The sequence below is a fragment of the Microbacterium sp. CIAB417 genome, from assembly GCF_022788845.1.
The window spans coordinates 407919-429946 of sequence record NZ_JAHZUT010000004.1; the positions used below are offsets into that span (position 1 = coordinate 407919).

The 22028-nt window shown below is 68.8% G+C and carries 24 protein-coding genes; 10 read left to right on the plus strand and 14 right to left on the minus strand.

The window, feature by feature from the left end; translation table 11 throughout:
• Position 1: 1 nt before the first annotated feature.
• Complete coding sequence (locus KYX17_RS19400) at positions 2-1483, minus strand: MFS transporter (protein ID WP_243228687.1); 1482 nt, start codon at positions 1481-1483, stop codon at positions 2-4.
• 74 nt (positions 1484-1557) lie between these two features.
• Here KYX17_RS19400 and KYX17_RS19405 point away from each other — a divergent pair, with 74 nt between their 5' ends.
• Complete coding sequence (locus KYX17_RS19405; RefSeq protein ID WP_243228688.1) at positions 1558-2145, plus strand: transcriptional regulator; 588 nt, start codon at positions 1558-1560, stop codon at positions 2143-2145.
• Positions 2146-2287: 142 nt separating this feature from the next.
• On the opposite strand, the gene KYX17_RS19410 is transcribed toward KYX17_RS19405, so the two are convergent.
• The 7 genes from KYX17_RS19410 to KYX17_RS19440 form a co-directional block, all read right to left on the minus strand.
• Positions 2288-2974, minus strand: coding sequence for a hypothetical protein (locus tag KYX17_RS19410; RefSeq protein WP_243228690.1), 687 nt, complete (start codon positions 2972-2974; stop codon positions 2288-2290).
• Positions 2974-3864, minus strand: a complete 891-nt coding sequence (locus KYX17_RS19415; RefSeq protein ID WP_243228692.1) for an ABC transporter ATP-binding protein — start codon at positions 3862-3864, stop codon at positions 2974-2976. The genes KYX17_RS19410 and KYX17_RS19415 overlap by 1 nt, the downstream gene beginning before the upstream one ends.
• Positions 3861-4250, minus strand: a complete 390-nt coding sequence (locus KYX17_RS19420) for a GntR family transcriptional regulator (RefSeq protein ID WP_243228694.1) — start codon at positions 4248-4250, stop codon at positions 3861-3863. Before KYX17_RS19420 ends, KYX17_RS19415 begins: the two co-directional genes overlap by 4 nt.
• A 123-nt stretch (positions 4251-4373) precedes the next feature.
• Positions 4374-5177: an ABC transporter permease subunit gene (locus KYX17_RS19425; protein ID WP_243228696.1), complete on the minus strand. Its 804-nt coding sequence runs from the start codon at positions 5175-5177 to the stop codon at positions 4374-4376.
• Complete coding sequence (locus KYX17_RS19430) at positions 5170-6198, minus strand: ABC transporter ATP-binding protein (RefSeq protein ID WP_243228698.1); 1029 nt, start codon at positions 6196-6198, stop codon at positions 5170-5172. The genes KYX17_RS19425 and KYX17_RS19430 overlap by 8 nt, the downstream gene beginning before the upstream one ends.
• Entirely contained in the window at positions 6195-6866 is a 672-nt protein-coding gene (locus tag KYX17_RS19435) for a TetR/AcrR family transcriptional regulator (protein ID WP_243228700.1), read from the minus strand. Before KYX17_RS19435 ends, KYX17_RS19430 begins: the two co-directional genes overlap by 4 nt.
• A gap of 39 nt (positions 6867-6905) precedes the next feature.
• Positions 6906-7382, minus strand: coding sequence for an SRPBCC domain-containing protein (locus KYX17_RS19440; RefSeq protein WP_243228702.1), 477 nt, complete (start codon positions 7380-7382; stop codon positions 6906-6908).
• A gap of 16 nt (positions 7383-7398) precedes the next feature.
• On the opposite strand from KYX17_RS19440, the gene KYX17_RS19445 reads away from it, so the two are divergent.
• The 7 genes from KYX17_RS19445 to KYX17_RS19475 all read left to right on the plus strand — a co-directional run bounded on the left by KYX17_RS19445 (position 7399) and on the right by KYX17_RS19475 (position 14363).
• Complete coding sequence (locus KYX17_RS19445) at positions 7399-7719, plus strand: helix-turn-helix transcriptional regulator (protein ID WP_243228704.1); 321 nt, start codon at positions 7399-7401, stop codon at positions 7717-7719.
• Positions 7720-7728: 9 nt separating this feature from the next.
• Positions 7729-8874, plus strand: a complete 1146-nt coding sequence (locus tag KYX17_RS19450; RefSeq protein WP_243228706.1) for a class I SAM-dependent methyltransferase — start codon at positions 7729-7731, stop codon at positions 8872-8874.
• Positions 8875-9204: 330 nt separating this feature from the next.
• Positions 9205-10515: a glycine betaine/L-proline ABC transporter ATP-binding protein gene (locus KYX17_RS19455; RefSeq protein ID WP_243228708.1), complete on the plus strand. Its 1311-nt coding sequence runs from the start codon at positions 9205-9207 to the stop codon at positions 10513-10515.
• Positions 10515-11429, plus strand: coding sequence for a proline/glycine betaine ABC transporter permease (locus KYX17_RS19460; protein ID WP_243228710.1), 915 nt, complete (start codon positions 10515-10517; stop codon positions 11427-11429). The genes KYX17_RS19455 and KYX17_RS19460 overlap by 1 nt, the downstream gene beginning before the upstream one ends.
• A 56-nt stretch (positions 11430-11485) precedes the next feature.
• Complete coding sequence (locus tag KYX17_RS19465; protein WP_243228712.1) at positions 11486-12400, plus strand: glycine betaine ABC transporter substrate-binding protein; 915 nt, start codon at positions 11486-11488, stop codon at positions 12398-12400.
• 101 nt (positions 12401-12501) lie between these two features.
• A complete protein-coding gene (locus KYX17_RS19470) occupies positions 12502-13410 on the plus strand; it encodes a glycine betaine ABC transporter substrate-binding protein (protein WP_243228713.1) in 909 nt (302 codons plus the stop codon).
• A gap of 41 nt (positions 13411-13451) precedes the next feature.
• Positions 13452-14363 carry a glycine betaine ABC transporter substrate-binding protein gene (locus tag KYX17_RS19475; RefSeq protein WP_243228714.1) on the plus strand — a complete coding sequence of 304 codons (912 nt, stop codon included), beginning with the start codon at positions 13452-13454 and terminating at the stop codon, positions 14361-14363.
• A gap of 52 nt (positions 14364-14415) precedes the next feature.
• Here KYX17_RS19475 and KYX17_RS19480 read toward each other — a convergent pair whose 3' ends face one another.
• On the minus strand, positions 14416-15018 hold the full coding sequence (locus KYX17_RS19480) for a bifunctional 4-hydroxy-2-oxoglutarate aldolase/2-dehydro-3-deoxy-phosphogluconate aldolase (RefSeq protein WP_243228715.1): 603 nt from the start codon (positions 15016-15018) through the stop codon (positions 14416-14418).
• A gap of 99 nt (positions 15019-15117) precedes the next feature.
• Here KYX17_RS19480 and KYX17_RS19485 point away from each other — a divergent pair, with 99 nt between their 5' ends.
• A complete protein-coding gene (locus KYX17_RS19485; protein ID WP_243228716.1) occupies positions 15118-16563 on the plus strand; it encodes a lipase maturation factor family protein in 1446 nt (481 codons plus the stop codon).
• A 3-nt stretch (positions 16564-16566) separates the two neighbouring features.
• Here KYX17_RS19485 and KYX17_RS19490 read toward each other — a convergent pair whose 3' ends face one another.
• Together KYX17_RS19490 and KYX17_RS19495 are read right to left on the minus strand one after the other, a co-directional pair.
• Positions 16567-17292, minus strand: coding sequence for an alpha/beta fold hydrolase (locus tag KYX17_RS19490; protein WP_243228717.1), 726 nt, complete (start codon positions 17290-17292; stop codon positions 16567-16569).
• Between the two features lie 81 nt (positions 17293-17373).
• Entirely contained in the window at positions 17374-18168 is a 795-nt protein-coding gene (locus KYX17_RS19495) for an SDR family NAD(P)-dependent oxidoreductase (protein WP_243228718.1), read from the minus strand.
• Positions 18169-18242: 74 nt separating this feature from the next.
• On the opposite strand from KYX17_RS19495, the gene KYX17_RS19500 reads away from it, so the two are divergent.
• Entirely contained in the window at positions 18243-19253 is a 1011-nt protein-coding gene (locus tag KYX17_RS19500; RefSeq protein WP_243228719.1) for an NAD(P)-dependent alcohol dehydrogenase, read from the plus strand.
• A gap of 9 nt (positions 19254-19262) precedes the next feature.
• Here the strand turns inward: KYX17_RS19500 and KYX17_RS19505 are convergent, their stop codons facing one another.
• From KYX17_RS19505 to KYX17_RS19515, 3 genes are read right to left on the minus strand one after another with little or no spacing between them, the layout of a single operon-like run.
• Positions 19263-20066 carry an amidohydrolase family protein gene (locus tag KYX17_RS19505; protein ID WP_243228720.1) on the minus strand — a complete coding sequence of 268 codons (804 nt, stop codon included), beginning with the start codon at positions 20064-20066 and terminating at the stop codon, positions 19263-19265.
• Positions 20063-20812 carry an amidohydrolase family protein gene (locus KYX17_RS19510; RefSeq protein ID WP_243228721.1) on the minus strand — a complete coding sequence of 250 codons (750 nt, stop codon included), beginning with the start codon at positions 20810-20812 and terminating at the stop codon, positions 20063-20065. Before KYX17_RS19510 ends, KYX17_RS19505 begins: the two co-directional genes overlap by 4 nt.
• Complete coding sequence (locus tag KYX17_RS19515) at positions 20809-22026, minus strand: aspartate aminotransferase family protein (RefSeq protein ID WP_243228722.1); 1218 nt, start codon at positions 22024-22026, stop codon at positions 20809-20811. The genes KYX17_RS19510 and KYX17_RS19515 overlap by 4 nt, the downstream gene beginning before the upstream one ends.
• Positions 22027-22028: the final 2 nt, after the last annotated feature.

Sequence of the window (22028 nt, forward strand, 5' to 3'; positions counted from 1 at the left end):
CTCAGCGGATCTCGAACTGCTTGGCGTGCGCCGCCCAGCCGGACTCGGCAGGGAGGGCGCGCAGCCACCTGTTGGTGACGGCCAGCACGACCGAGACCGCGCACAGCGCCGCCGCGAACAGGATCGTGTTCGTCCGGCCCACGAGGGTGAGCCCGAAACCGGCGATGAGCGGGGCGAGGGGCATCGCTCCCATGCCCAGGACCCCCGCGGCGCTGTTCGCCCTGCCCAGCAGCTCGGTGGGAGTCGCGACCATGAAGTAGCCCATCATCGACGCGTTCAGCGCCGGGAGCAGGAACACCGACGCCCCCAGCACCGCTGCCATCCACCACGGGTTCTCCACGATCGAGACCACGGCGGCGCCGATCGTGACGGCGGCGAGTCCGACGATCGTCAGCGTGCCCGCCTTGACGCGGGGCACGAGCATCGGGGCCACGAGCGCGCCCGCGAGCATGACCGCGCCCAGGATCGCCGACAGCGTGCCGATCGTGAGCTCGGAGTACCCGGCCTGCTGCAGTCCGTAGATCACCGTCGTGATCGCGGCGTTGAAGCCGAGGTTCACGATCGTGATGATCAGCAGCACGCCGCTGAGATCAGGGCGGGAGAACAGCCAGGCGAATCCCGTGCGGATCTCGTTCCAGGCGTTCGCCTTCGGGGGAGCGGTGGACGCGCTCGCCGCGGCAGTACCGGGTACGGCCGTCGCCGGTTCTGCCTGTTCCGAGACGACGCGCCCGGCCGCGGACACGCCATCCGGGACCGAGCCCTCGAGCACGGCGGCGGCCTCCACGGCGTCCACTCCGCCGTGGGGGAGCGTCGCGCCTGGCACGGCGGCGCCCTCGAGCAGCGCGTCGCGGTCCGCCGCGGCATCCGACGGACGATCCCGGATGCCGGCACGCCGGGCCGAACGCCGCAGCATCCAGGCCGTGGCGCCGGCGAGGACATAGCCGAGAGTCATGACGACGCCGACGAGCCAGGCGCCGACGCCGAGCAGAAGGCCGCCGAGCGGTCCGCTGGCCAGCTGAAGCGCGGCGTCCCTGCCCTGGTTGGCGGCCTGGGCGCGGCCCATCGTCTCGTCCGGGACGATCTCCTTCAGTGCGCTCTCGCTCGCCGGTTCGAACAGCCCCGCGCGGATCATGAGCAGCACCTCGATGACGAGGATCGTCCCGAACGTGAGCGCGTCGCCGACGGAAAGCAGGGTGAAGCCCGCCGCGAGGATCGTCGCGACTCCGGCGCCGACGAGCATGAGCGCGATCCGACCGTGGCGGTCGGCGAGCACTCCGCCGTAGAGCGTGGTGATCAGGCGGACGACCATGCCGACACCGCCCACGATCCCTGCCTGCGCAGGGTCGTTCGTCACGGCCAGCGTGATGAGGGGGATCGCGAAGCCGACGAGCGCAGTCGCGAGACCCTTGCTCGTGTCGCTCACGAGCCACAGCACATAGCGGGTGTTGCTCCAGAGGCTCGCGGGCGTCGTCGTGGTGGTCATGCGTTCAGAGTAGATCCGCAAGAAGAGTTGCGCAAGTACTATTGCGCAAGTTTTGGTGTGAGTATGATCGGTGCATGGCGCAGAAGGCGGAGGATCCGGAGGTGCGTCCGGACCGGACGATGACCACGGCGATGCTCAAGGCGTTCGCCAATCCGCTGCGCCGCCGGATCATGAGGGTGCTCGCGCGGCGCGAGTTCGTCCGCGCCGCCGACATCGCCGAGGACCTCGGCGAGCCCGCCAACAAGATCAGCTTCCACCTGCGGGTGCTCGCGGATGCCGGCATCATCGTCGAGGCGCCCGAGCAGGCGCGCGACGGCCGGGACCGCGTCTGGACCCCGATCCGGGACTCGCTGAGCATCGGAGCGGGTGCCGACGCCGAGGAGATCGAACTCGGCAACACCGTGATCGCGGCGATCGCCGAGGATCACACCGAGCTCGTGCGGCGCGTCGTCGCTCACTCCGTCGCGACCGCGGGTGATCCCGATCCTGGAACGCACGCAACGCTCATGGTCAGCAACCTGCACCTGACCGAGGCCGAGTTCGGGGCCCTCCGCGATGCGCTCTCGCGCCTCATCCGTGAGGCGGAGCGATCGCACGACCGCTCCGATCCGGACTCGCGCATGTGGCAGATCGACGTCGTCGCCGCGGACGACGCGATCTGACGGACGGATGCCGCGGCATCCGTCCTTCTGCCGGAAATCGCAACTGACCCCGTCTTGCCGACGAGACCTCTCGCTGTTCGCGTGAACAACGAGAGGTCTCGTAAACAGGACGGGGTCTCGACGACTTGCGGATCGTGACGACCTACGGGATCGTCCGGCGGAACGCGAAGAACGACACCACCGAGAGCACCGCGACGGCGACCAGACCCCAGAGGGCCAGGCCCACGGCGCCGAGGGTCAGGATGCCCTCCCAGACCTGCCCCCACAGCTCGAGACGGGTGACGAGGAAGACCAGCCCCACCAGCACGAGCGCGATCGCGAAGCTGGCGATGAGCAGCACCATCTGACCCCAGCTCTTGTAGATCGTCGCCCCGGTGAAACCGATCACGAAGAAGAACAGCGCGAGCGTGAAGTAGACGACGAACGCTCCGAGCGGGCCCGCCTCCCACAGCCAGGGCAGGTAGAAGACATAGCCGTTGACGCCGTACCCGTTCGTCAGCATCTCGATGCCGCCGCCGATCAGGAACAGGATGCCCATCAGGGCGCTGCCGAGGATCGCGGTGAGCAGCGTCCCGAGGAAGAACTCCCGGCGCGTGATGCTCATCGCCTGCGAGAACGGGAAGGTGAGGGTCATCGCCGACATCCCGATCGCGAAGAAGTACCACAGCGGGGCCTGCCCGCCCCCGCCGTACTTGGGCTCGTCGACGGGGATCATCGCGTAGATGAGCACCGAGATGAGCACCGCGGCGCCCAGGATCATCAGGGGGTACCAGATGAAGGTGCCCTTGTTGATCAGCTGGAGCCGGATGACGTTGAGTGTGCGTCGCATCAGTGGACCTCCTCCGCCGCGGCGGCTTTCTGGGTGAGTCGGACGACGAGCTGCTGCAGGGAGACCGGTGCGAGATCGAGTCCGGATGCCGTGAGCTCGGCGCGCTCGTCGTCGGACAGTGCCCCGAGCGCCGTGACCGACGCGACGCGTCCCAGCGCCTCGCGGTGCAGGATGTCGCGCCCGGCGGCCCAGGCGTCCACCTCGGCGGCGTTGCCGATCACGGTGACCGCACGGTCGCGTACGGCGTCCGTGTCCTCGTTCAGCAGGATCTGCCCGTTGTCGATGACGATCACCTTCTCGATGAGGTTGGAGACCTCGTCGATGAGGTGCGAGGACAGGATGATCGTCCGCGGATGTGCGGAGTAGTCCTCGACGAGGCGGTCGTAGAAGATCTGCCGGGCCACCGCGTCGAGCCCGAGATACGGCTCGTCGAAGAACGTGATCTCGGCGCGCGAGGCGAGTCCGATGATGACGCCGACCGCGGAGAGCTGGCCGCGGGAGAGCTTCTTGATGGTCTGCTTCATCGGCAGCTGGAACTCCGCGATGAGCGCGTCGGCGAACTCCTGGTCCCAGTTCGGGAAGAACAGGCTCGCCGCCGTGAAGGCGTGCTTGGGATACGCGTCGTCGGGGTACTTCTGGCTCTCCCGGACGAAGCAGATCCGGCTGAGCACGTGCGCGTTCTCGTACGGGTGCTCGCCGAACACGCGTACGGTCCCGGAGGACTCGAAGTTCTGCGCGGTGAGGATGGACATCAGCGTGGTCTTGCCGGCGCCGTTGCGGCCGAGGAGGCCGTAGATGGCGCCGCCTTCGATCGCGAGCGACACGTTGTCGAGCGCGCGCTTGTCCTTGTAGCGCTTGGTGAGGTTCTGCACCTCGATGACGGCGGTCATGCGCGGGTGTTCCCTTCTGCGGTGGCGGATGCTGCCGCGCGTTCGCGCAGCAGGGCGGTGAGGTCCTCCGCGCCGAGCCCGAGCGTGCGGGCCTCGGCGAGGAGCGGGTCGATGTAGCGGTCGGCGAAGGCGGCGCGGCGCTCGCCGAGGAGGTGGTCGCGGGCGCCGGCGGTGACGAACATGCCGATGCCGCGCCGCTTGTACAGCACGCCCTTGTCGGTGAGCATGGCGACTCCCTTGGCTGCGGTGGCGGGATTGATCCGGAAGAAGGCGGCGAGCTCGTTGGTGGAGGGCGCCTTGGTCTCCTCCTCCAGCGATCCGTCGACGATCGAGTCCTCGATCTGCTCGGCGATCTGGAGGAAGAGCGCTTTGCCTTCTTCGATCACGATGCCTCCGCGGTTGGTCGGTTAGTTACTCGACTAAGTAACCATACAACCCAAGGCGTGTCAACCCCGGCATCGAGGAAGCGGGTCCAGCGCCTCATGGCGCCGGACCCGCTTCGTCGGCCGTCAGCCCCGGAGGTCGCGGAGGCGCAGCGCCACCGCGGATGCCGCGCACAGCGCGAGAGCGAGGCCCCACGTCAGCGCCAGGCCGCCCGCGTGCACGCCGTCGGCGAGGGGCGGCTGGTGGTAGACCCAGGCGTAGGGGGACAGCGCGTTCAGCCACTCCAGATCATCCGACTGCTTGGCGAGGGCCTGCAGGATGTACCCCAGGACGGCGATGCCTGCTCCCGCCCCGGTCGCCCACGCGCGCCGGCCGGCGGCGGCGCCGGCGAACAGGGCGGCGGATCCGGTGAGGAACGCGAGCCCGGTCAGCGCGGCGACGGCGCCCACGAGGTGCGGTGCTTCGAGCTCCAGTTCGGCCGTGCTGTTGAGCCCCCAGATGACGAGGCCTGAGAAACCGCCGAGCCAGGCGAGCCGCACCAGCACCGAGAGGGCCGACTCCAGGGCGTACTGCCCACGTCCGATGCCGTGCGCGAGATCCAGTTCGAGACGGCCGTTCTCCTCGGACCCGGCGATCGCGGCGGAGCCCCAGATGACGGCGGCGATCGTCAGCAGCAGGAACCCCATGAGTCCGAAGAACGTGCTCTGGGCATACCCCGCTCCGCTGGAGATCTGGTCGTACCCCAGCGTCTCGACGAGCTCCTTCGGAAGGGCCGAGATGATCTCTTCCAGCTGCCCGTCGCCGCCCAGGCTCGGGTACAGCGGCAGGTAGAGGAACAGGACGGCGGCCAGGCCGATCGTCCAGCCGAGGACGCCGCGCCACGACTCCCGGACGCTGCGCCGGAAGACCGGAAGGAAGCTGTCACGCATCGCGTCCTCCCCTCATGGCGCGCCGCGCTCGTCGCGTCGCCGGCTCGGCCGGCGGGCGCTCCATCGATGCCGTCGCCGCGGCGGGATCTATGGCGACCGCATCCGAACCGTACAGTCGCAGCACCGACTCCTCGAGGTCGGGTTCCTCCACGGTGAGGCCGTGCACCGGATGGCGCGCGAGCTCCTTCACGAACGGATCGATCGCTCCCTCGATCGTGGCGGACAGCCGCACGCCGCCGTCGTCGGGGGAGACCTCGAGCGCTTCGATCCCGGGGATCCGCTCGAAGACGGCACGGATGGCCGCGGCATCCACCCCGCCGAGTCCGGCGCGGACGCGGCGGATCGAGCCGAGTCGCAGCGACGCGACGTCCCCGTCCGCCACCACCCGTCCGTTCGCGAGGACGGCGACCTCGTCGGCCGTCTGCTGGATCTCGCTCAGGACGTGCGAGCTGAGCAGCACGGTCTGGCCGGCATCCCTCGCCTCGCGGACCATCTGCAGGAACTCGCGCTGCACGAGCGGGTCGAGTCCGCTCGTCGGCTCGTCGAGGATCAGGAGCTCGGGCTCGTGCATGAAGGCCTGGATGAGCCCGAGCTTCTGCTTGTTCCCCTTGGACAGCGATCGCACCGGCCGGTCGAGATCGACACCGAGCCGCTCCGCGATCTCGTGTCCGCGCTGCCTGGTAGCCGCGTTGTCCGCGCGCGACCCGGACACCTCTCCGTAGAACCCGAGGAGACGGCGCCCCGTCACACGCCCGTCCAGGCGCAGCTCGCCGGGTACGTAGCCGATCCGCCGGCGCAGCGCGGTTCCCGCATGACGAGGGTCCTCGCCGAGCACCCGCACGGAGCCCGACGAGGGGCGGATGATGTCGACGAGCGTGCGCAGGGTCGTCGTCTTACCGGCACCGTTCGGCCCGATCAGCCCGAACACGGTGCCGGGGCGCACACGCAGATCGAGCGAGTGCAGTGCGATGCGGTGGCCGTAGCGCTTGTGCAGCCCGCGGGTCTCGATGATGTCGGTCATGGCCGCTCCTCCGCGTTCTCGGATGCCTCGGCATCCGCTTTCTCCGCCGCGAGCGCGCTGCGCGCGCCCTCGAGGAAGGCGTCCGTGGCGTAGATGCCGTGCGTCAGCAGTTCGAGCGTCGGGACCGTGGTGCGCCGGAGTCCTTCGGCGCTCAGCTGATCCTCACCGAGGACGCGCGCGATCTGGCCGCGCATGATGACGGGGCCCAGGCCGATGAGGGTCAGCAGGAGCGTGGTCATCTCGGGGTCGCTGGTGGGTTCGAGCAGGCCTGCCGCACGCTGCTCGTCCAGCACGGACCGGGTGGCGGCGAGGATGCTGTCGAACAGTCTGTCCGACGCGGCCGAGCCGTCGCGGAGCATGTGCCCGAGGTAGTCGATGTAGGCGCCGTACTGCTCGAGATCGTTCAGTGCGGCGCGGATGCGATCCTGCGTGGGGGCCGAGATGAGGTCGTGCTTCTCGTCCATGAACGCTGCGACCACGTAGTCGTCGCACGCTTCGCGCAGAGCCGTGCGATCGCCGAAGTGGTGCACGATCAGGGCGGGACTGACCCCGGCTTCGCGCGCGATGGCGCGCAGGCTCGTCGCGTCGAACCCGTCGCGGGCGAAGGCAGCGATCGCGGTGTCGCGGATGCGCGCTCGGGCGGTGAGATCCTCGGATGCTGAACGCATGTACAGCAGACTAAACATTTGTTCAGTCGCCGTCAAGGCTCAGCGGTAGAAGCCCTCGCGCAGATCGATGCCGTACTCCACCCAGGCCTTGAGTGCCGCGAGCATGCCCGTCCAGCCCTCGCAGTTGCCGAACGCCGCCTTCGCGCCGTCCGCGGTCGGGCGCCAGGAGCGTTCCGTGATCGTCACGAGCGTCCGGGTGCCGTCGTCGATCGATGCGAACTCGAAGGTGGTCGTCGTCGTACCGGACTCGGCGGTGGTGTTCTCGCCCTCCCATTCGATGACGATGCGCTCCGGCGCCACGGCTTCGACCACCGTGACGGGGAAGCGTCCGGGGAAGTCGGCGAAGTCCCACGAGACCTCGCCTCCGGCCTCCAGGCGCCCGCGAGCGCCTCCGGTCGTGAAGTAGCGCGACAGTTGCGCCGGATCGGCGACCGCCTCATAGGTCTCGGCGATCGGCTTGGAGATGCGCCCCGATACCGTGAAGGACAGTTCGGTGAGGTTTTCGGTGTCAGACATGTTGTAAGATTACAACATGAATTCGGATGAGGCCAGAGGCGACGACGATCTCGTCTTCAAGGCTCTGGCCGCGCCGATCCGGCGTCGAATGCTCGATGCACTGCGGCTCTCCCCGTGCACGACCGGTCAACTGTGCGCGCAGTTCGCCGAGCTCGACCGCACCACGGTGCTGCAGCATCTGCGGGTGCTCGAGCGGGCCGAACTCGTGATCGGTCGGAAGGTCGGGCGCGAGCGTCACTTGACGCTCGCCCCGTTGCCGATCAAGCGCATCTTCGATCGCTGGATCGGGGACTACGCGCGGGCGGCCGTCGAACTGCTCGACGACCTGGACGCCTAGGGTGGGTTCGTGCCCGAGTTCCCGTACGACCGGCTGAGCCGGTCTCCCGACGTGGAGGCGCCGAACCTGCAGGCGCACGACGCCACCGATCCGCTGCTCGTCGAGCGCGGGATCGAGCTCGCCGCGGAGCGCGGACTGACCGGTTCTCAGCTCGCCGTGATCGGCGACGGCTACGGGGCGATCACGCTGGCTCTGCTGGATGCCGGCTTCGACGGTGTCCGCGTCCATCAGGACCTGGCGACCGGACGGCGCGCACTCGCGCGCAACGCCCTCGCCCTCGGGCTCGCGGGCTTCGTGCCGCACGAACTGGATGACGCGCTGCTGACGGGAGTACGGCTCGTTCTGCTGCAGCTGCCCAAAGCGCTGGCCGAGCTCGAGGAGATCGCGGATGCCGTGGCGAGGTGGGCAGCGGACGATGTCGTGCTCGTCGCCGGCGGCCGCGTCAAGCACATGACTCTCGCGCAGAACGAGGTGCTCGCGGGCTCCTTCGCGCAGGTGCAGCCGCAGCGTGCCCAGCGGAAGTCGCGGCTCATCGTCGCCGCGCATCCGCGTCCCGTGCCGGAACATCCCCCGTACCCGGTCCGCCACGAGCATCCCGACTTCGGGCTGGCCCTCGTCGCGCACGGAGGGGCCTTCGCCGGGGCGCGCATCGACATCGGAACCCGAGTGCTGCTCGACGTCCTGGCCGAGCGCAGTCCGCAAGAGACGAGCGGGACCAGGAACCGGACCGTCGTCGATCTGGGGTGCGGAACCGGCGCCCTCGCAGCGGCCTGGGCCCTCGCCCATCCCGACGACCGCGTCATCGCGACCGATCGCTCGGCGGCGGCCGCGGCATCCGCCCGGAAGACGATGAACGCGAACGGACTCGGCGACCGAGTCGCTGTCGTGCACGACGACGCCGCGTCGGAGATCCCGGATGCCACTGCGGATGTCGTCCTGCTGAACCCGCCGTTCCACCTCGGGACGAGCGTCCACACCGCAGCCGCGTCGCGCCTGTTCGAAGCTGCGGCGCGCATCCTCCGCCCCGGCGGCGAGCTGTGGACCGTGTACAACTCGAGCCTGGGGTACAGGGGGGAACTGACCCGCCTGATCGGGCCGTCCCGGCAGGTCCGCCGCACCCCGAAGTTCACGGTGACCCGCAGCGTCCGACGCTGATTCCCGATACGCGGATGTATCGTCTAATCCCCCGATCAGACGCCCATTCCACGGGGGTCCGACACGCCGGGATTTGGCCCTGACCGGCCATTTCGTTACGGTGGAATGCGGGCCTTGTGGCTCGAAGACCAGTCCGCGGCCGCGTCCTTCTTTCGAATCGCTGTGCTACCGAAGAGGCGTGGGCGTACGGTCGATGTTCTTTTGCGGGGGATCCGAAATCCGCCGTCCGTGCCGCCAGTGCAGCGTCGTCGAAACGGCCTTGTGAACATCACCCGGGCGTAACCGAAGCGGCCTCACCGCGACCCTGGAACGGTGAGCCGCGGGGGAAACGTGACCGAAACCGCACTTGTTGCGCGCCATCTCTTCAAGGTGTTCGGACGGAACCCGAACCAAGCCGTCCGCCGCCTGAAGGCCGGCGAATCCCGCACCGACGTCCTCGACGCCGGGACGGCCGCCGTCATCGACGCGAGCTTCACCGTCAACCGAGGCGAGATCTTCGTCATCATGGGACTGTCGGGTTCCGGCAAGTCCACCATCATCCGCATGCTGAACGGTCTGCATGACGCGACCGACGGCACCGTCATCGTGGGCGGCGACCAGATCACCGATGTGCCTGCTGCCCGCCTGCGCGAGATCCGTCGCGACAACGTCTCGATGGTGTTCCAGCACTTCGCGCTGCTGCCGCATCGCACCGTCGCCGCGAACGTCGCCTATCCGCTCGAGCTGAAGGGCGTGCCCAAGGCCGAGCGCCTGGCCAAGGCCGAAGAGGTGCTGGCCATGGTCGGGCTGGCCGGCTGGGGCGACAAGCTGCCCTCCGAGCTGTCCGGCGGGATGCAGCAGCGCGTCGGCATCGCCCGAGCGCTCGCCGCGGACACCGACATCCTGCTCATGGACGAGGCGTTCAGCGCGCTCGACCCGCTGATCCGCCGCGAGATGCAGGAGCAGCTGCTCGAGCTCCAGCAGAAGCTGCAGAAGACCATCGTCTTCATCACGCACGATCTCAACGAGGCCATGTTCCTGGGCGACCGGATCGCGGTCATGCGCGACGGCCGCATCGTCCAGATCGGCACGCCGGAAGACATCCTCACCGATCCTGCGAACGACTACGTCGAGCAGTTCGTGCAGGACGTCGACCGCGCTCGCGTGCTGACCGCGGCGAACGTCATGGAGCGGCCGCGTCCCGTCGTCGCCGAGTCCGCCGGCCCGCGCACCGCACTGCGCCAGATGCGCGACGCCTACATGTCGGCCGCATACGTCACGGGTCGCGATCGCAAGCTCATCGGCATCGTCACCGACCGCGACGCGGTCAAGATGATCCGCAAGGGGGACTCGCAGCTGGCCTCCATCGTGAAGCCGGTCCCGCAGAGCGTGTCCGAGGACGAGATCCTCATGAACCTGTTCGTCCCCGCTGTGGAGTCTCCGCTGCCGCTGGCAGTGACGGACGCCGCAGGGCGCCTCGTCGGCGTCATCCCGCGCGTCACGCTGCTCGCCGCCCTCGGCCCCGGCCCCGGTGCGACCGAGGAGATCACCCTGCCGCACCTGCCGGTTCCGCAGGCCGAGATCGACGCGGTGCTCCAGGAGGGCTTCGCCGCGGATGCCGCCGCGCCGGTGGCATCCGCGACCGAGAAGGAGGTGCTGTGATGGAGAACTTCCGCATCCCGCTCGGCGAGTGGGTCTCGGCCGTCGTCGACTGGATCAAGGACAACCTCGCGGGTCTGCTCGACGTCATCTCGTTCGTCGTCCGCTTCCTCGTGGACGGCCTCACGGACATCCTGGTCGGCACGCCGTTCCCGATCATGATCGCGATCTTCGCGCTCATCGCGTGGCTCGTGCGGTCCTGGCAGATGGCGGTCGGAACGGTCATCTCGTTCCTGCTGATCGTCTCGATGGGGCTGTGGGAGCTGGCCATGCAGACGCTCGCGCTGGTCCTCGTCTCGGCGCTCGTGGCGATCGCCATCGCCGTCCCGCTGGGCATCTGGTCGGCGCGCAACGACACCGTCCGTCTCATCCTCAAGCCCGTCCTGGACTTCATGCAGACGATGCCGGCGATGGTCTACCTGATCCCGGCGATCGTGTTCTTCAGCATCGGCGTCGTTCCGGGCCTGGTCGCGACCGTCATCTTCGCGCTGCCCCCTGGCGTCCGGCTCACCGAGCTCGGCATCCGCGGGGTCGACTCCGAGACCGTGGAGGCCGGTCAGGCGTTCGGCGCGAAGCCGGGACAGATCCTGCGGGGCATCCAGCTGCCGCTCGCGATGCCGTCGATCATGGCCGGCGTCAACCAGATCATCATGCTCTCGCTGTCGATGGTCGTCATCGCCGGCATGGCGGGCGCCGACGGACTCGGCAAGGAGGTCGTCCTGGCGATCTCGACCGTCGACACGGCCAAGGGCGTGGAGGCCGGACTCGGCGTCGTGCTGGTGGCCGTCTACCTCGACCGGGTCACGGCCGCGCTCGGCACGCCGAACGAGTACGGCTCGTCGTTGCTGAGCGTGCTCGCCCGCAGCAGGGCGCAGCGCAACCAGGCATCGTCTGCCGCGGCGTCCGCCCTGGCCTGACGCACTACTCACCTGAACCCATACGGAACGCATCACAGCATACGAAAGGAAGCACCATGAAGAACACCCGGCACATCACAGCCATCACAGCACTTGGAGTCACCGCATCCCTCGCCCTCGCGGGCTGCGCGACGGGGGCCGGCGGAGACGGCGGCGAAGGCTCCGCCGACGGAGACAAGGGCACCATCACTCTCGGGTTCCTGCCCGCGTGGACCGACGGTCTGAGCATGGCGTACCTGCTCCAGGACCAGTTCGAGAAGCTCGGTTACACGGTCGAGCTCGAAGAGCTCACCGAGGCGGGCCCGCTGTACACCGGCCTCGCCCAGGGCGACGTCGACATGTACCCGTCGGCCTGGCCCGAGGTCACGCATGCCTCCTACATGGAGCAGTACGGCGACGATCTCGAGGACCTGGGCGCCTACTACGACAACGCCGTCCTGACGATCGCGGTCCCGAGCTACACCGAGATCGACTCGATCGCGGAGCTCAAGGGCAACGCCGACATGTTCGACGGCAAGATCATCGGCATCGAGCCGGGTGCGGGGCTGACCAAGCAGACGCAGGAGTCCATGATCCCGACCTACGGCCTCGAGGGGGAGTACACCCTTCAGACGTCGTCGACGGCCGCCATGCTGACGGTGCTGGGCGAGGCGATCGACAACAAGGAGGACGTCGTCGTCACGCTGTGGAAGCCGTTCTGGGCGAACAGCTCTTACGACGTCAAGACGCTCGAGGATCCGGAAGGCGCCATGGGCACCCCCGAGACCCTGAACTTCATCGGTCACAAGGGCTTCGCCGAGGAGTTCCCGGAGGCCGCGGAGCTCGTCGAGCAGATCAAGCTCGACGACGCGCAGTACGGTGCGCTCGAGAACCTCGTCGTGAACGAGTACGGCGAGGGCGAGGAAGCCGAGGCGGTCGACGCCTGGCTCGAGGAGAACGGCGACCAGTTCGACTGGGTCGTCACCGAGTGATCCACGCCTGAGGAAAGGGGGCGTCGCAGCGTCTGCTGCGGCGCCCCTTTTCTCATCGCGCCCGCAGGAACGACATACGACACGGAAGACACATACGGAACATGACGAAGCGCACGCACATCACCGCCGGCATCCTCGTTCTCGGGATGGGCGCCACTCTGGCGCTGACCGGTTGCACGAACGACTCGGCCGGGGCATCGGGAGATTCGGACAAGGGCACCATCACGATCGGCTTCCTGCCGTCGTGGACGGATGCCGTCAACAACGCGTACCTGCTGGAGGACCAGCTCACCAAGCTCGGCTACGACGTGGAGCTGGAGACGCTCACGGAGCCCGGCATGCTCTACACCGCGCTCGCCCAGGGGGACGTCGACATCTATCCGTCGGCCTGGCCGGAGATCTCGCAGAAGGCGTTCATGGAGAAGTACGGCGACGATCTGGAAGATCTCGGCACTTACTACGAGGGTGCACAGGGGTTCCTCGCGGTTCCCGACTACGTGGACGACATCGACTCGGTCGAGGACCTCAAAGGGCAGGCGGACCGATTCGACGGCAGGATCTATACGATCGAACCCGGGTCGGGAACGGCGACGATGGCGGCGGAGAAGCTCTTCCCCGCGCACCAGCTCGGCGACGAGTACAGCCTGACCTCCTCGTCGCTCGCGGCCATGCTGACGGTGGTGGACGATGCCGTCCAGTCGCAGGAGGATGTCGTCGTCACGCTCTGGAAGCCGTTCTGGGCGATCGACGCCTATGGCCTGAAGGAACTCGATGACCCGCTGAACGGGATGGGCGACCCGGAGGGTCTGCATTTCCTCGGCCACAAGGGCTTCTCCGAGGAGTTCCCGGAGGCCGCGGAGCTGATCGGGCAAATCACCCTCGACGACGCGCAGTACGGCTCGCTCGAGAACCTGGTCGTGAACGAGTTCGGTTCCGGTCAGGAGCCCGAGGCGGTCGACGCATGGCTCGAGGAGAACGGCGACCAGCTCGACTGGGCCGTGACCGAGTGACTTCCCCGCAGCATCCCGATCTCATGGACAAGGAAACGAAAATGACCGGACGCACACGTCCCATCCTCGGCATCCTGGCCCTGGGCGCGGGGGGCGCCCTGGCGCTGACCGCGTGCTCATCCGGAGGTGACCCCGGGACAGCACCGCAGACCGACGAGAAGGGCACGATCACCGTCGGCTACCTGCCGGCCTGGACGGATTCGCTCAGTATGAGCTTCCTGCTGAAGGACCAGCTGGAGAAGCAGGGCTACACCGTGGAGCTCACCACGCTCACCGAGGCCGGGCCTCTGTACACGGGGCTGTCCGAAGGGGACATCGACATCTATCCGTCGGCGTGGATCGACGTCGCACAGGCCGGGTACTGGGAGAGATACGAGTCCGATCTCGAGGATCTCGGCACGTACTACGACCAGGCGAGTGGCATGCTCGCGGTCCCCTCCTACGTCGAACTGGATTCGATCGCCGATCTGCGCGGACAGGCAGATCGCTTCGATGGCAAGATCTACACGATCGAGCCGGGTTCGGGGGCGGCGACGTACGCCCAGGAGTCCCTGCTGCCCTCCTACGGCCTCGACGACGAGTACGAACTGGTCACGTCGTCCACGCCGGCCATGCTGACGGTGCTGGAGGACGCGATCCGGAACCAGGAGGACATCGTCGTCACGCTGTGGAAGCCCTACTGGGTGAACGACGTCTTCGACATCAAGGAGTTGGAGGACACCGAGGACGGGTACGGCGATCCCGAGGGGCTGCATTTCGTCGGCCACAAGGGCTTCTCCGAGGAGTTCCCGGAGGCCGCGGAGCTGATCGGGCGGATCACCCTCGACGACGCGCAGTACGGCTCGCTCGAGAACCTGGTCGTGAACGAGTTCGGTTCGGGTCAGGAGCCCGAGGCGGTCGACGCATGGCTCGAGGAGAACGGCGACCAGCTCGACTGGGTCGTGACTGAGTGATCCACATCTGAAGGGTCTGGGGCGTCGCAGCGCCCGCGGCGGCGCCCCATTCTCATCGGCCGAGGAGTTCAGCCAGCATCGGCAGCTGAGCAGGATCCTCCAGCGCGGAACCGACGGCCACGACTCGAGCGCCCGAGTGCAGATACTCGCCGGCGTTGGCAGCGCTCATGCCGCCGGTGGCGACGAAACGCGCCTGGGGAAAGGGGCCGCGCATGGCGCTCAGCCAGGATGCCCCGAGCACCGAGGCAGGGAAGGCCTTCAGCCAGGTGAGCCCCGCCTTCATGGCGAGCTGCACCTCGCTGGCCGTTGCGACGCCGGGCATGCTGAGCAGCCCGGCGTCATGCGATGCGCGGACGACCTCGAGATCGAAGCCAGGGCTGACGGTGAACGAAGCGCCCGCGGACGCCGCCTGGGCGACATGCTCGGCGGACACGACCGTGCCGGCGCCGACGAGCTTGCCGCGTTCCTTCGCCGCGGCGGCGACCACGCGCAGCGCCTCGATGTCCTCGTCGGTCTGAATCGGCAGCTCGACCACGTCGATGCCGAGGTCCCACGCCGTCGTCGACACCGCGAGGCTTCTCTCCGGGCCCATGCCGCGGAGGATCGCCATCAGCGGCGCGCCGCCGAACAGCTCGTCGAACCCGGTGTTGTCCATGAGCATCCCTTCGATGTCCCGACGACCGGAGCCGTCCGCAGGCGTCCCGGGGAAGCCTATCGCCCGACCCGGCGGGTGCGAGAGGCGTAGCCTGGCGGCATGGACGGTTTCGCGGCTGTCGACTTCCTCTTCGCGCGCGAGGTCCTGCAACGGGGCATCGCGGCGTTGTATCTCGTCGCCTTCGTCTCCACGCTGAACCAGTTCCGTCCGCTGCTGGGAGAGAACGGCCTGCTCCCCGCTCCACAGTTGCTGGAGTGGGTGGCGGCGTCGAAGAGCCGGCGCCGGATGCTGCACCCCACGCTCTTCCTCCGCCTCCGCTACACGGATCGGCGCCTCGCGGCGCTGTGCTGGGCGGGCATCGTCGTCTCGGCATCCCTCGTCCTCGGCATCCCGCAGCAGGGCCCGAGCTGGGTGCCGATGATCCTGTTCCTCGCCCTGTGGCTGGGGTACATGTCGATCACGAGCATCGGCCAGACGTTCTACTCATTCGGATGGGAGATGCTCCTGCTCGAGGCGGGGTTCCTCGCGGCGTTCCTCGGATCTGTGCACGAGCCCGTGCCGACCGTGGTCATCGTGCTGTTCTGGTGGCTGGTGTTCCGGCTCGAGTTCGGCGCGGGCATGATCAAGATCCGTGGCGGCCGCGAGTGGCGGGACCTGACCGCCCTGACGTTCCATCACGAGACCCAGCCCATGCCGGGCCCGCTCAGCCGCCAGGCTCACCTGCTGCCCCGGTGGTTCCACCAGGGCGAGGTGCTCGGCAATCACTTCGCGCAGCTCGTCGTGCCGTTCTTCCTGTTCGCCCCGATCCTGTCGTTGTTCGTCCCGGGACCGGTGCCGATCCTCGTCGGCGCGGTGGCGGCCGTCATCGTGATCGCGACCCAGCTGTGGCTGGTCCTGACCGGCAACTTCGCGTGGCTGAACTGGGCGACGATCGTGCTCGCCTTCTCGGCGTTCGGGATTCCGGGTTCCGGCCCCGTCGAGCAGATCCCGCCGTACTGGGTCGTGATCACCTCGGCTGTCGGGGTGCTGTACCTCGTGCCGAGCTGGCCCGCGCTGCGCAACCTGTTCGCCCGCCGGCAGCTGATGAACGCGAGCTTCAACCGATGGCAGCTGGCGAACGCGTACGGGGCGTTCGGGACAGTCACGAAGGAGCGCATCGAGATCGTGGTCGAGGGGACGCGCGACGCGGATCCGGATGCTGCGGAGTGGGCGGAGTACGCGTTCAAGGGCAAGCCGGGAGCGGTGCGTCGCGTACCGCGGCAGTTCGCCCCGTATCACCTGCGGCTGGACTGGCTGATGTGGTTCCTGCCGCTCGGGCGCTCGCTGGACGACTGGTTCACCGCCTTCCTCGTGCGGCTGCTGGAGGCGGATGCCCCGACGCTGCGCCTGCTCGCCGACGACCCGTTCGACGGGGAGCGCCCGCGGTGGGTGCGCGCGGTGTCGTATCGCTACCGGTTCGCCTCTCGCGCCCAGCGGCGGGAGGAGGGGGTCGTGTGGGTGCGCGACCGGCGACGAGAGGTCATGGGGCCGGTGTCGCTGCGGTGATCCTCAGTGCTCGAGCCATCGTGCCAGCAGCTCCGGCTGCTGCAGCGGGATGCCGTGTCCGGCATCCCGGACGAACTCCAGCGTGCTCCCGGGCGACGAGCGGTGAAGCGCCTCTGCAGACCTCCTCATGAGAGCCTTCTCGCGAGATCCGGCGAGGATCAGCGCCTGCCCGGGGAAGGCCCTCCAGCCGTCGGGGATGGTGAAGCGGATGTTCTCGCCCACTGCGGCGACCAGGTTCGGCGTCGTCATCGCCGACGAGGTCCGCTGATAGTCGTCGAGCAACGCGGGAGGGACGAACAACTCCTTCGCCTGCAGGCGTGCGAACCATCGGAAGCGCGCCAGCCCCGATGCAGACCGTAGCAGGGCGAGCACGAGACGGGGTGCGGGGGTGGGTTCCGCTTGGGCGCTGATCACGACCACGCGGTCGACCAGGTCGGGGCGTTCCGCCGCGAGGAGCACCGCCAGCTGTGCGCCGAGGGAGAACCCGGCGACCGTGGTCGGGCCGGCCTTCTCGGTCTCGAGGATCGAGATGAGGTCGCCCACGGTGCGCTCGTGCGAGGTGTATGGCTCGTGTGCGCTCCGATCGTGGCCCGGGAGGTCGGGGATCAGCAGCCGCGTTCGAGGATCGAGGTGCTCTCGCACGGGCGTCCACATCCAGCCGGCGACGCCCCCGCCGTGCAGCAGCAGAATGCGCGGGCGCGACGGGTCTCCGTGGCGCTCGACGTGCATGTCGCCACCCTACCGCGCACATCTGCCCGCGTCGGCCGCTCAGGGCAGGCCGGTGCGCGAAGCGTCTTGGCGGCCGCTCCGCTACGGGACGATCGAATCCACATAGCCGCCGTCGACCCGCACGGCGGCTCCTGTCGTGGCGGAGGCGAGCGGCGAGGAGAGGTAGGCGACCATGTTCGCGATCTCCTCGGGTTCGATCAGCCGCTGCAGCAGAGACTGCGGGCGGTGAACCCGCATGAACTCGCGCTGAGCCTCGTCCCACGGCAGCGCCGGATCCACGAGCTCGTAGACGAAGGCCTCGACACCACCGGTGTGCGTGGGCCCGGCCAGCACGGAGTTGACCGTGACGCCGGTGCCGGCGGCATCCTTCGCGAACCCGCGCGAGACGGCGAGGAGCGCGGTCTTCGACATGCCGTAGTGGATCATCTCGGCCGGGATCACGACGGCCGAGTCACTGGCGATGTTGAGGACGCGGCCCCAGCCCCTCTCCTTCATACCCGGGAGGGTCGCGCGGATCAGGCGCACGGCGGCGAGGACGTTCACCTCGAAGTACCGTCGCCACTCGTCGTCCGGGATCTCGAGCGCGTTCTCCGAGCCGAAGATGCCGAGGTTGTTGACGAGCACGTCGACGGGGCCGGTCGCGGCGAGCACGGCATCCGCGCCCTCCGTCGTGGTCACATCACCGGGCGCGGCGACCAGCGAGCGGTCCGGGTTCTCGGCCTGGAGTTCGGCGATCACGGATGCCACCGTCGCCGCGCTGCGGCCGTTGACGGCGACGCGTGCGCCGGCATCCGCGAGAGTCGCCGCGATCGCCCGACCGATTCCCTGGGTCGAGCCTGTGACGAGGGCGGTCCTGCCTGAGAGGTCGATGCGCATGGGGGAGTCCTTTCTTCGCTGAACAGGTGCAACGCGTCACAGCCCGCCGGCATGCCCGCACCTAAGCTGATCGCATGACGAATCACACCGCCGTGATGCCCGAACTCGGACGCATCGAGCTCGTGGACCGCCCGGAGCCGACGCTCGCGCCTCGGGAGGCGCTCGTGCAGATCGAGTCGGTCGGCGTCTGCGGTTCCGATGCCGCGTACTACACGGTCGGCTACATCGGCGACTGGGTCGTGGACGGACCGATCGTTCTGGGGCACGAGGCATCCGGCCAGGTCGTCGCCGTCGGAGCCGAGGTGACGCGGGTGGCCGTCGGCGACCGGGTGGCGATCGAGCCCGGAACGCCCTGCCGCGACTGCGCCGACTGTCTCGCCGGCCGGTATCACCTGTGTCCCGACCTCGTCTTCCTCGCGACCCCGCCCCACGACGGCGCGCTCACGCAGCGGCTGGCGATGGACGAGCGGAACCTTTTCCGGATGCCGGACACCATGTCCTTCGACGAGGGGGCGATGCTCGAGCCGCTGTCGGTCGGGATCTGGGCGTGCCGGCGTGCGGGATTCCAAGCAGGGGACAGCGTCCTCGTCACCGGAGCGGGGCCGGTCGGCGTGCTCGCCGCGCAGGTCGCCCGCGCCTTCGGCGCCTCGCGCGTCGTCGTGGCCGATGTGTCCGACTACCGCCTGGATCTCGCGGCATCCCTGGGGTTCGAGGTCGAGAAGGTGAGCGGCGAGACGTCGCACGAGGCGGAGTTCGACGTACTGCTGGAATGCTCGGGAGCACCCGACGCGCTCGCGGACGGGCTGTGGCGCCTGATGAACGGCGGGCGCGCGGCCATGGTCGGGATGCCCAAGCAGTCGGTCGAGCTGCCGCTGTCCAAGCTCAACGTGCGGGAACTGTCGATCAGCCTCGTGAACCGCTACGCGCACACGTGGCCGACCGCGATGGCGCTCGTCGCCGACGGACGGGTGGATGCTGCGGCCATCGTGACGCATCACTTCCCGCTGGCCGCGACCGCCGACGCCCTGATGCTGGCGAAGACGGAACCGAAGTCGATGAAGGCGATCATCCATCCGCAGCGGTGAGCGGCGATCTCAGCGGGAGATCAGGCGCCGGGCGTTGCCGCTCGTGAGGGCGGCGAGCTCCGATGTCTCCAGCGCGGAGGCGGCGAGCTGGAGCATCGTCGCCTCCGGGGTCTGCACCGGATAGCCGCTGCCGAACACCCAGCGATCCTCCTCCTTCGCCAGCACGTCGACGATGTTCAGCGGTCCGTTGACGTGCCACAGGTCGAGGTGCACGCGCGGGAGGTCGATGTCGTCGAGATGGCGACGCGTCTGCTCCCACTCCTCGATGCGCAGCCCGCTGACCAGCATGCGGGTGTCCGTCGCCGCGCGGAGCAGTTCGGCGAGCTCCTCGGGGCGCGGATCCTCGACGGCGAGAAGCGGATGCCGAACCCTGCCGTCGTCGAGCCGCACCAGCACCTGCAGCGGCAGATCCAGCTCGGCGCACGCGATCGCGACCTCCGTCGCCGCCGGCGAGCGGTACCGGTGGAACCCGGGCGCGATCCGGACGCCTGCGGCACCGGAGGCGACGGCCCACCGGAGCTCCCGCTCCCACGTGGTCGCGGTGGGGTCGAGGACGACGAAGACGCGGAAGGGATCGTCCGCGCACGACCTCAGGGCCTGCTCGTTTCCGGCGCGGGTGCCGAAGCCGAACAGCGACGCGAGATGCGACACCCAGACCTCCGACAGTCCGTGCCGGACGGCGTACGCACGCAGGTCCCCGACCGATGCGGATGCCTCCAGACGGAAGGGCCACTGGCCCAGGTGGCAGGTGGTGTCGATCGCGCGCTCGGCGCGGAACCCGTCGAGGAGCCTGAGTGCTTCGGAGCCGATCATTGCGTCACCTCGCTCAGCCACCGTCGCGCGTTGCCGCCGAGCACGCGGTCGAGGGCTGCCGCGTCCAGACCGGCGCCCAGCACCTTGCCGACGTTCTCCGCGAGACCGGAGTGGTGCAGGTCGGATCCGAAGGCCACACGATCGGCGCCGAGACGCTCGACCGCGATGGCGACGTCGCCCGCCCCGATGATGGTGCCGGACGTGTCCACGGCGACGTTCGGAAACGGCTGGACGGCATCGATCGCCGACTCGACCTGGCCGCCCAGATGCGCCATGAGGAAGCGGACGTCCGGATGCCGCGCGGCCACGCGAGCGACATGGTCCGCGGTGCTCTCGAACGGCAGCTGACCGGTGGTCTTCCGCCACGCGTGCGTGAGCACGATGAGCCGGTGCTCTGCCGCATACTCCAGGAACGGGTCGACGAGCGGGTCATCCGCGAAGGCCGACACCCAGAGCTTGATCCCCACCATCCCGGCGTCCTCGACGCAGTGGCGCAGATCGCTCAGGGTGCGGGTGCCTCCCCGAGGGTTGACGTAGCAGTAGCCGAGAAGGCGGCCGGGGTGCCGAGCCATCTCCGCGATCATGATCGCGTTCATCTCGCGCACGTCGTCGGGACTCGGGTGATGGGCGTAGGCGCCGATGTTGCTGCACACGAATCTCGTCACACCGAGACGCTCGCCCTGCGCGAAGACGGCCGGATCGAAGCGCCCGTCGCTGAGATGCGTGTGAAGGTCGATCCCGCTCACGGGAGCGCTCCCCATGCGTGGTCCAGTCTCCGCAGCGCTTCGTCGATGTCCGCATCCGTGTGGGCGCGGTTCACGTATACGACCGAGTACAGCGAGACCCCGGCGGCGAACGCGGCGCGGAACAGACGCGGCAGGACACTCGCATCCTCCGCCACGAACTGCGGGCACACCTCGAGTCCGGTCAAGCGCGCGGGAATGCTGCGACGCGACAGGATCTCGTTGACGCCGGCCTGCAGGCGACGTCCCGTGCGATGAAGCCTCCCGACGACGTCCTCGTCCCGGTACGCCGTCATCACGGCGACCGCGGCGGCGAGCGAGAGCGTCTCGCCGGCATAGGTGGAGCTGATCACGACCTCGCCGCGGTCGAGCGACGCGAACATCTCGCGGCGGCCGCAGTAGACGGCGAGAGGCATGCCGTTGGCGATCCCCTTGCCGAACACGGCGAGATCCGGCGCGATGCCGAAGCGCTCGGCGACGCCGCCGACCGCGATGCGGAATCCGGTCACCATCTCGTCGAAGGCCAGCAGCGCCCCGTGCTGCGTCGTGATCTCGCGCAGGTACGCGTAGAAACCCGCCGCATCGGGGAGCGAGGGATAGTCGGCCGCCACGAGGACGACGGCGATGTCGGATCCGTGCTCCCGGAACAGCGCAGACAGGGTGTTCCGATCGTCCCACGCCACCTGGTGGTGCAGCGCCGCGACCGCCGTCGGCACACCAGGGACCGCGTCGGCGTGCGCTCCGGGCAGCACGCGGGCGCCCGCGGCCACGCTGTTCAGCCATCCGTTGTAGCCGATCTGCACGACGCGATCACGGCCCGTGCGGGCACGGGCGATCCGGATGACGGCGGCCAGCGCCTCGCCGCCGGTCTTCAGGAAGCGCGCGACTTCCGCCCCGGGGACGAGATCGCAGAAGAGCTCGGCGGCGATCGTCTCCAGCGGATGCGGATGCCCGAAGAGCACGCCGTCGGCCAGCTGCTCCGTGATCGCGGCGTTCACCGCGGCATCCGCGTAGCCGAGAGTGACCGGTCCGAGCGCGTTGCGGAAGTCGATGAACTCCCGGCCGCGGTCGTCCCAGACCCGGCACCCGAGCCCGCGGACGATGACCTCCGGCTCCTCCGGCAGCAGCGTCGGAGCCTTCGAGTTCGTGCTCGAGCCGACGGGCATGACGGCGAGAGCCCGCTCCCGCCAGCTCTCCGCAGGGTTCGTGGTCGTCATCG

What these genes read in the sequence shown, in the direction of transcription:
- KYX17_RS19400 (WP_243228687.1), bottom strand. Translation starts at nt 1,483, where the DNA reads ATGACCACCACGACGACGCCCGCGAGCCTCTGGAGCAACACCCGCTAT.
- KYX17_RS19405 (WP_243228688.1), top strand. Translation starts at nt 1,558, where the DNA reads ATGGCGCAGAAGGCGGAGGATCCGGAGGTGCGTCCGGACCGGACGATG.
- KYX17_RS19410 (WP_243228690.1), bottom strand. Translation starts at nt 2,974, where the DNA reads ATGCGACGCACACTCAACGTCATCCGGCTCCAGCTGATCAACAAGGGC.
- KYX17_RS19415 (WP_243228692.1), bottom strand. Translation starts at nt 3,864, where the DNA reads ATGACCGCCGTCATCGAGGTGCAGAACCTCACCAAGCGCTACAAGGAC.
- KYX17_RS19425 (WP_243228696.1), bottom strand. Translation starts at nt 5,177, where the DNA reads ATGCGTGACAGCTTCCTTCCGGTCTTCCGGCGCAGCGTCCGGGAGTCG.
- KYX17_RS19430 (WP_243228698.1), bottom strand. Translation starts at nt 6,198, where the DNA reads ATGACCGACATCATCGAGACCCGCGGGCTGCACAAGCGCTACGGCCAC.
- KYX17_RS19435 (WP_243228700.1), bottom strand. Translation starts at nt 6,866, where the DNA reads ATGCGTTCAGCATCCGAGGATCTCACCGCCCGAGCGCGCATCCGCGAC.
- KYX17_RS19440 (WP_243228702.1), bottom strand. Translation starts at nt 7,382, where the DNA reads ATGTCTGACACCGAAAACCTCACCGAACTGTCCTTCACGGTATCGGGG.
- KYX17_RS19445 (WP_243228704.1), top strand. Translation starts at nt 7,399, where the DNA reads ATGAATTCGGATGAGGCCAGAGGCGACGACGATCTCGTCTTCAAGGCT.
- KYX17_RS19460 (WP_243228710.1), top strand. Translation starts at nt 10,515, where the DNA reads ATGGAGAACTTCCGCATCCCGCTCGGCGAGTGGGTCTCGGCCGTCGTC.
- KYX17_RS19465 (WP_243228712.1), top strand. Translation starts at nt 11,486, where the DNA reads ATGAAGAACACCCGGCACATCACAGCCATCACAGCACTTGGAGTCACC.
- KYX17_RS19470 (WP_243228713.1), top strand. Translation starts at nt 12,502, where the DNA reads ATGACGAAGCGCACGCACATCACCGCCGGCATCCTCGTTCTCGGGATG.
- KYX17_RS19475 (WP_243228714.1), top strand. Translation starts at nt 13,452, where the DNA reads ATGACCGGACGCACACGTCCCATCCTCGGCATCCTGGCCCTGGGCGCG.
- KYX17_RS19480 (WP_243228715.1), bottom strand. Translation starts at nt 15,018, where the DNA reads ATGGACAACACCGGGTTCGACGAGCTGTTCGGCGGCGCGCCGCTGATG.
- KYX17_RS19485 (WP_243228716.1), top strand. Translation starts at nt 15,118, where the DNA reads ATGGACGGTTTCGCGGCTGTCGACTTCCTCTTCGCGCGCGAGGTCCTG.
- KYX17_RS19490 (WP_243228717.1), bottom strand. Translation starts at nt 17,292, where the DNA reads ATGCACGTCGAGCGCCACGGAGACCCGTCGCGCCCGCGCATTCTGCTG.
- KYX17_RS19495 (WP_243228718.1), bottom strand. Translation starts at nt 18,168, where the DNA reads ATGCGCATCGACCTCTCAGGCAGGACCGCCCTCGTCACAGGCTCGACC.
- KYX17_RS19500 (WP_243228719.1), top strand. Translation starts at nt 18,243, where the DNA reads ATGACGAATCACACCGCCGTGATGCCCGAACTCGGACGCATCGAGCTC.
- KYX17_RS19505 (WP_243228720.1), bottom strand. Translation starts at nt 20,066, where the DNA reads ATGATCGGCTCCGAAGCACTCAGGCTCCTCGACGGGTTCCGCGCCGAG.
- KYX17_RS19515 (WP_243228722.1), bottom strand. Translation starts at nt 22,026, where the DNA reads ATGACGACCACGAACCCTGCGGAGAGCTGGCGGGAGCGGGCTCTCGCC.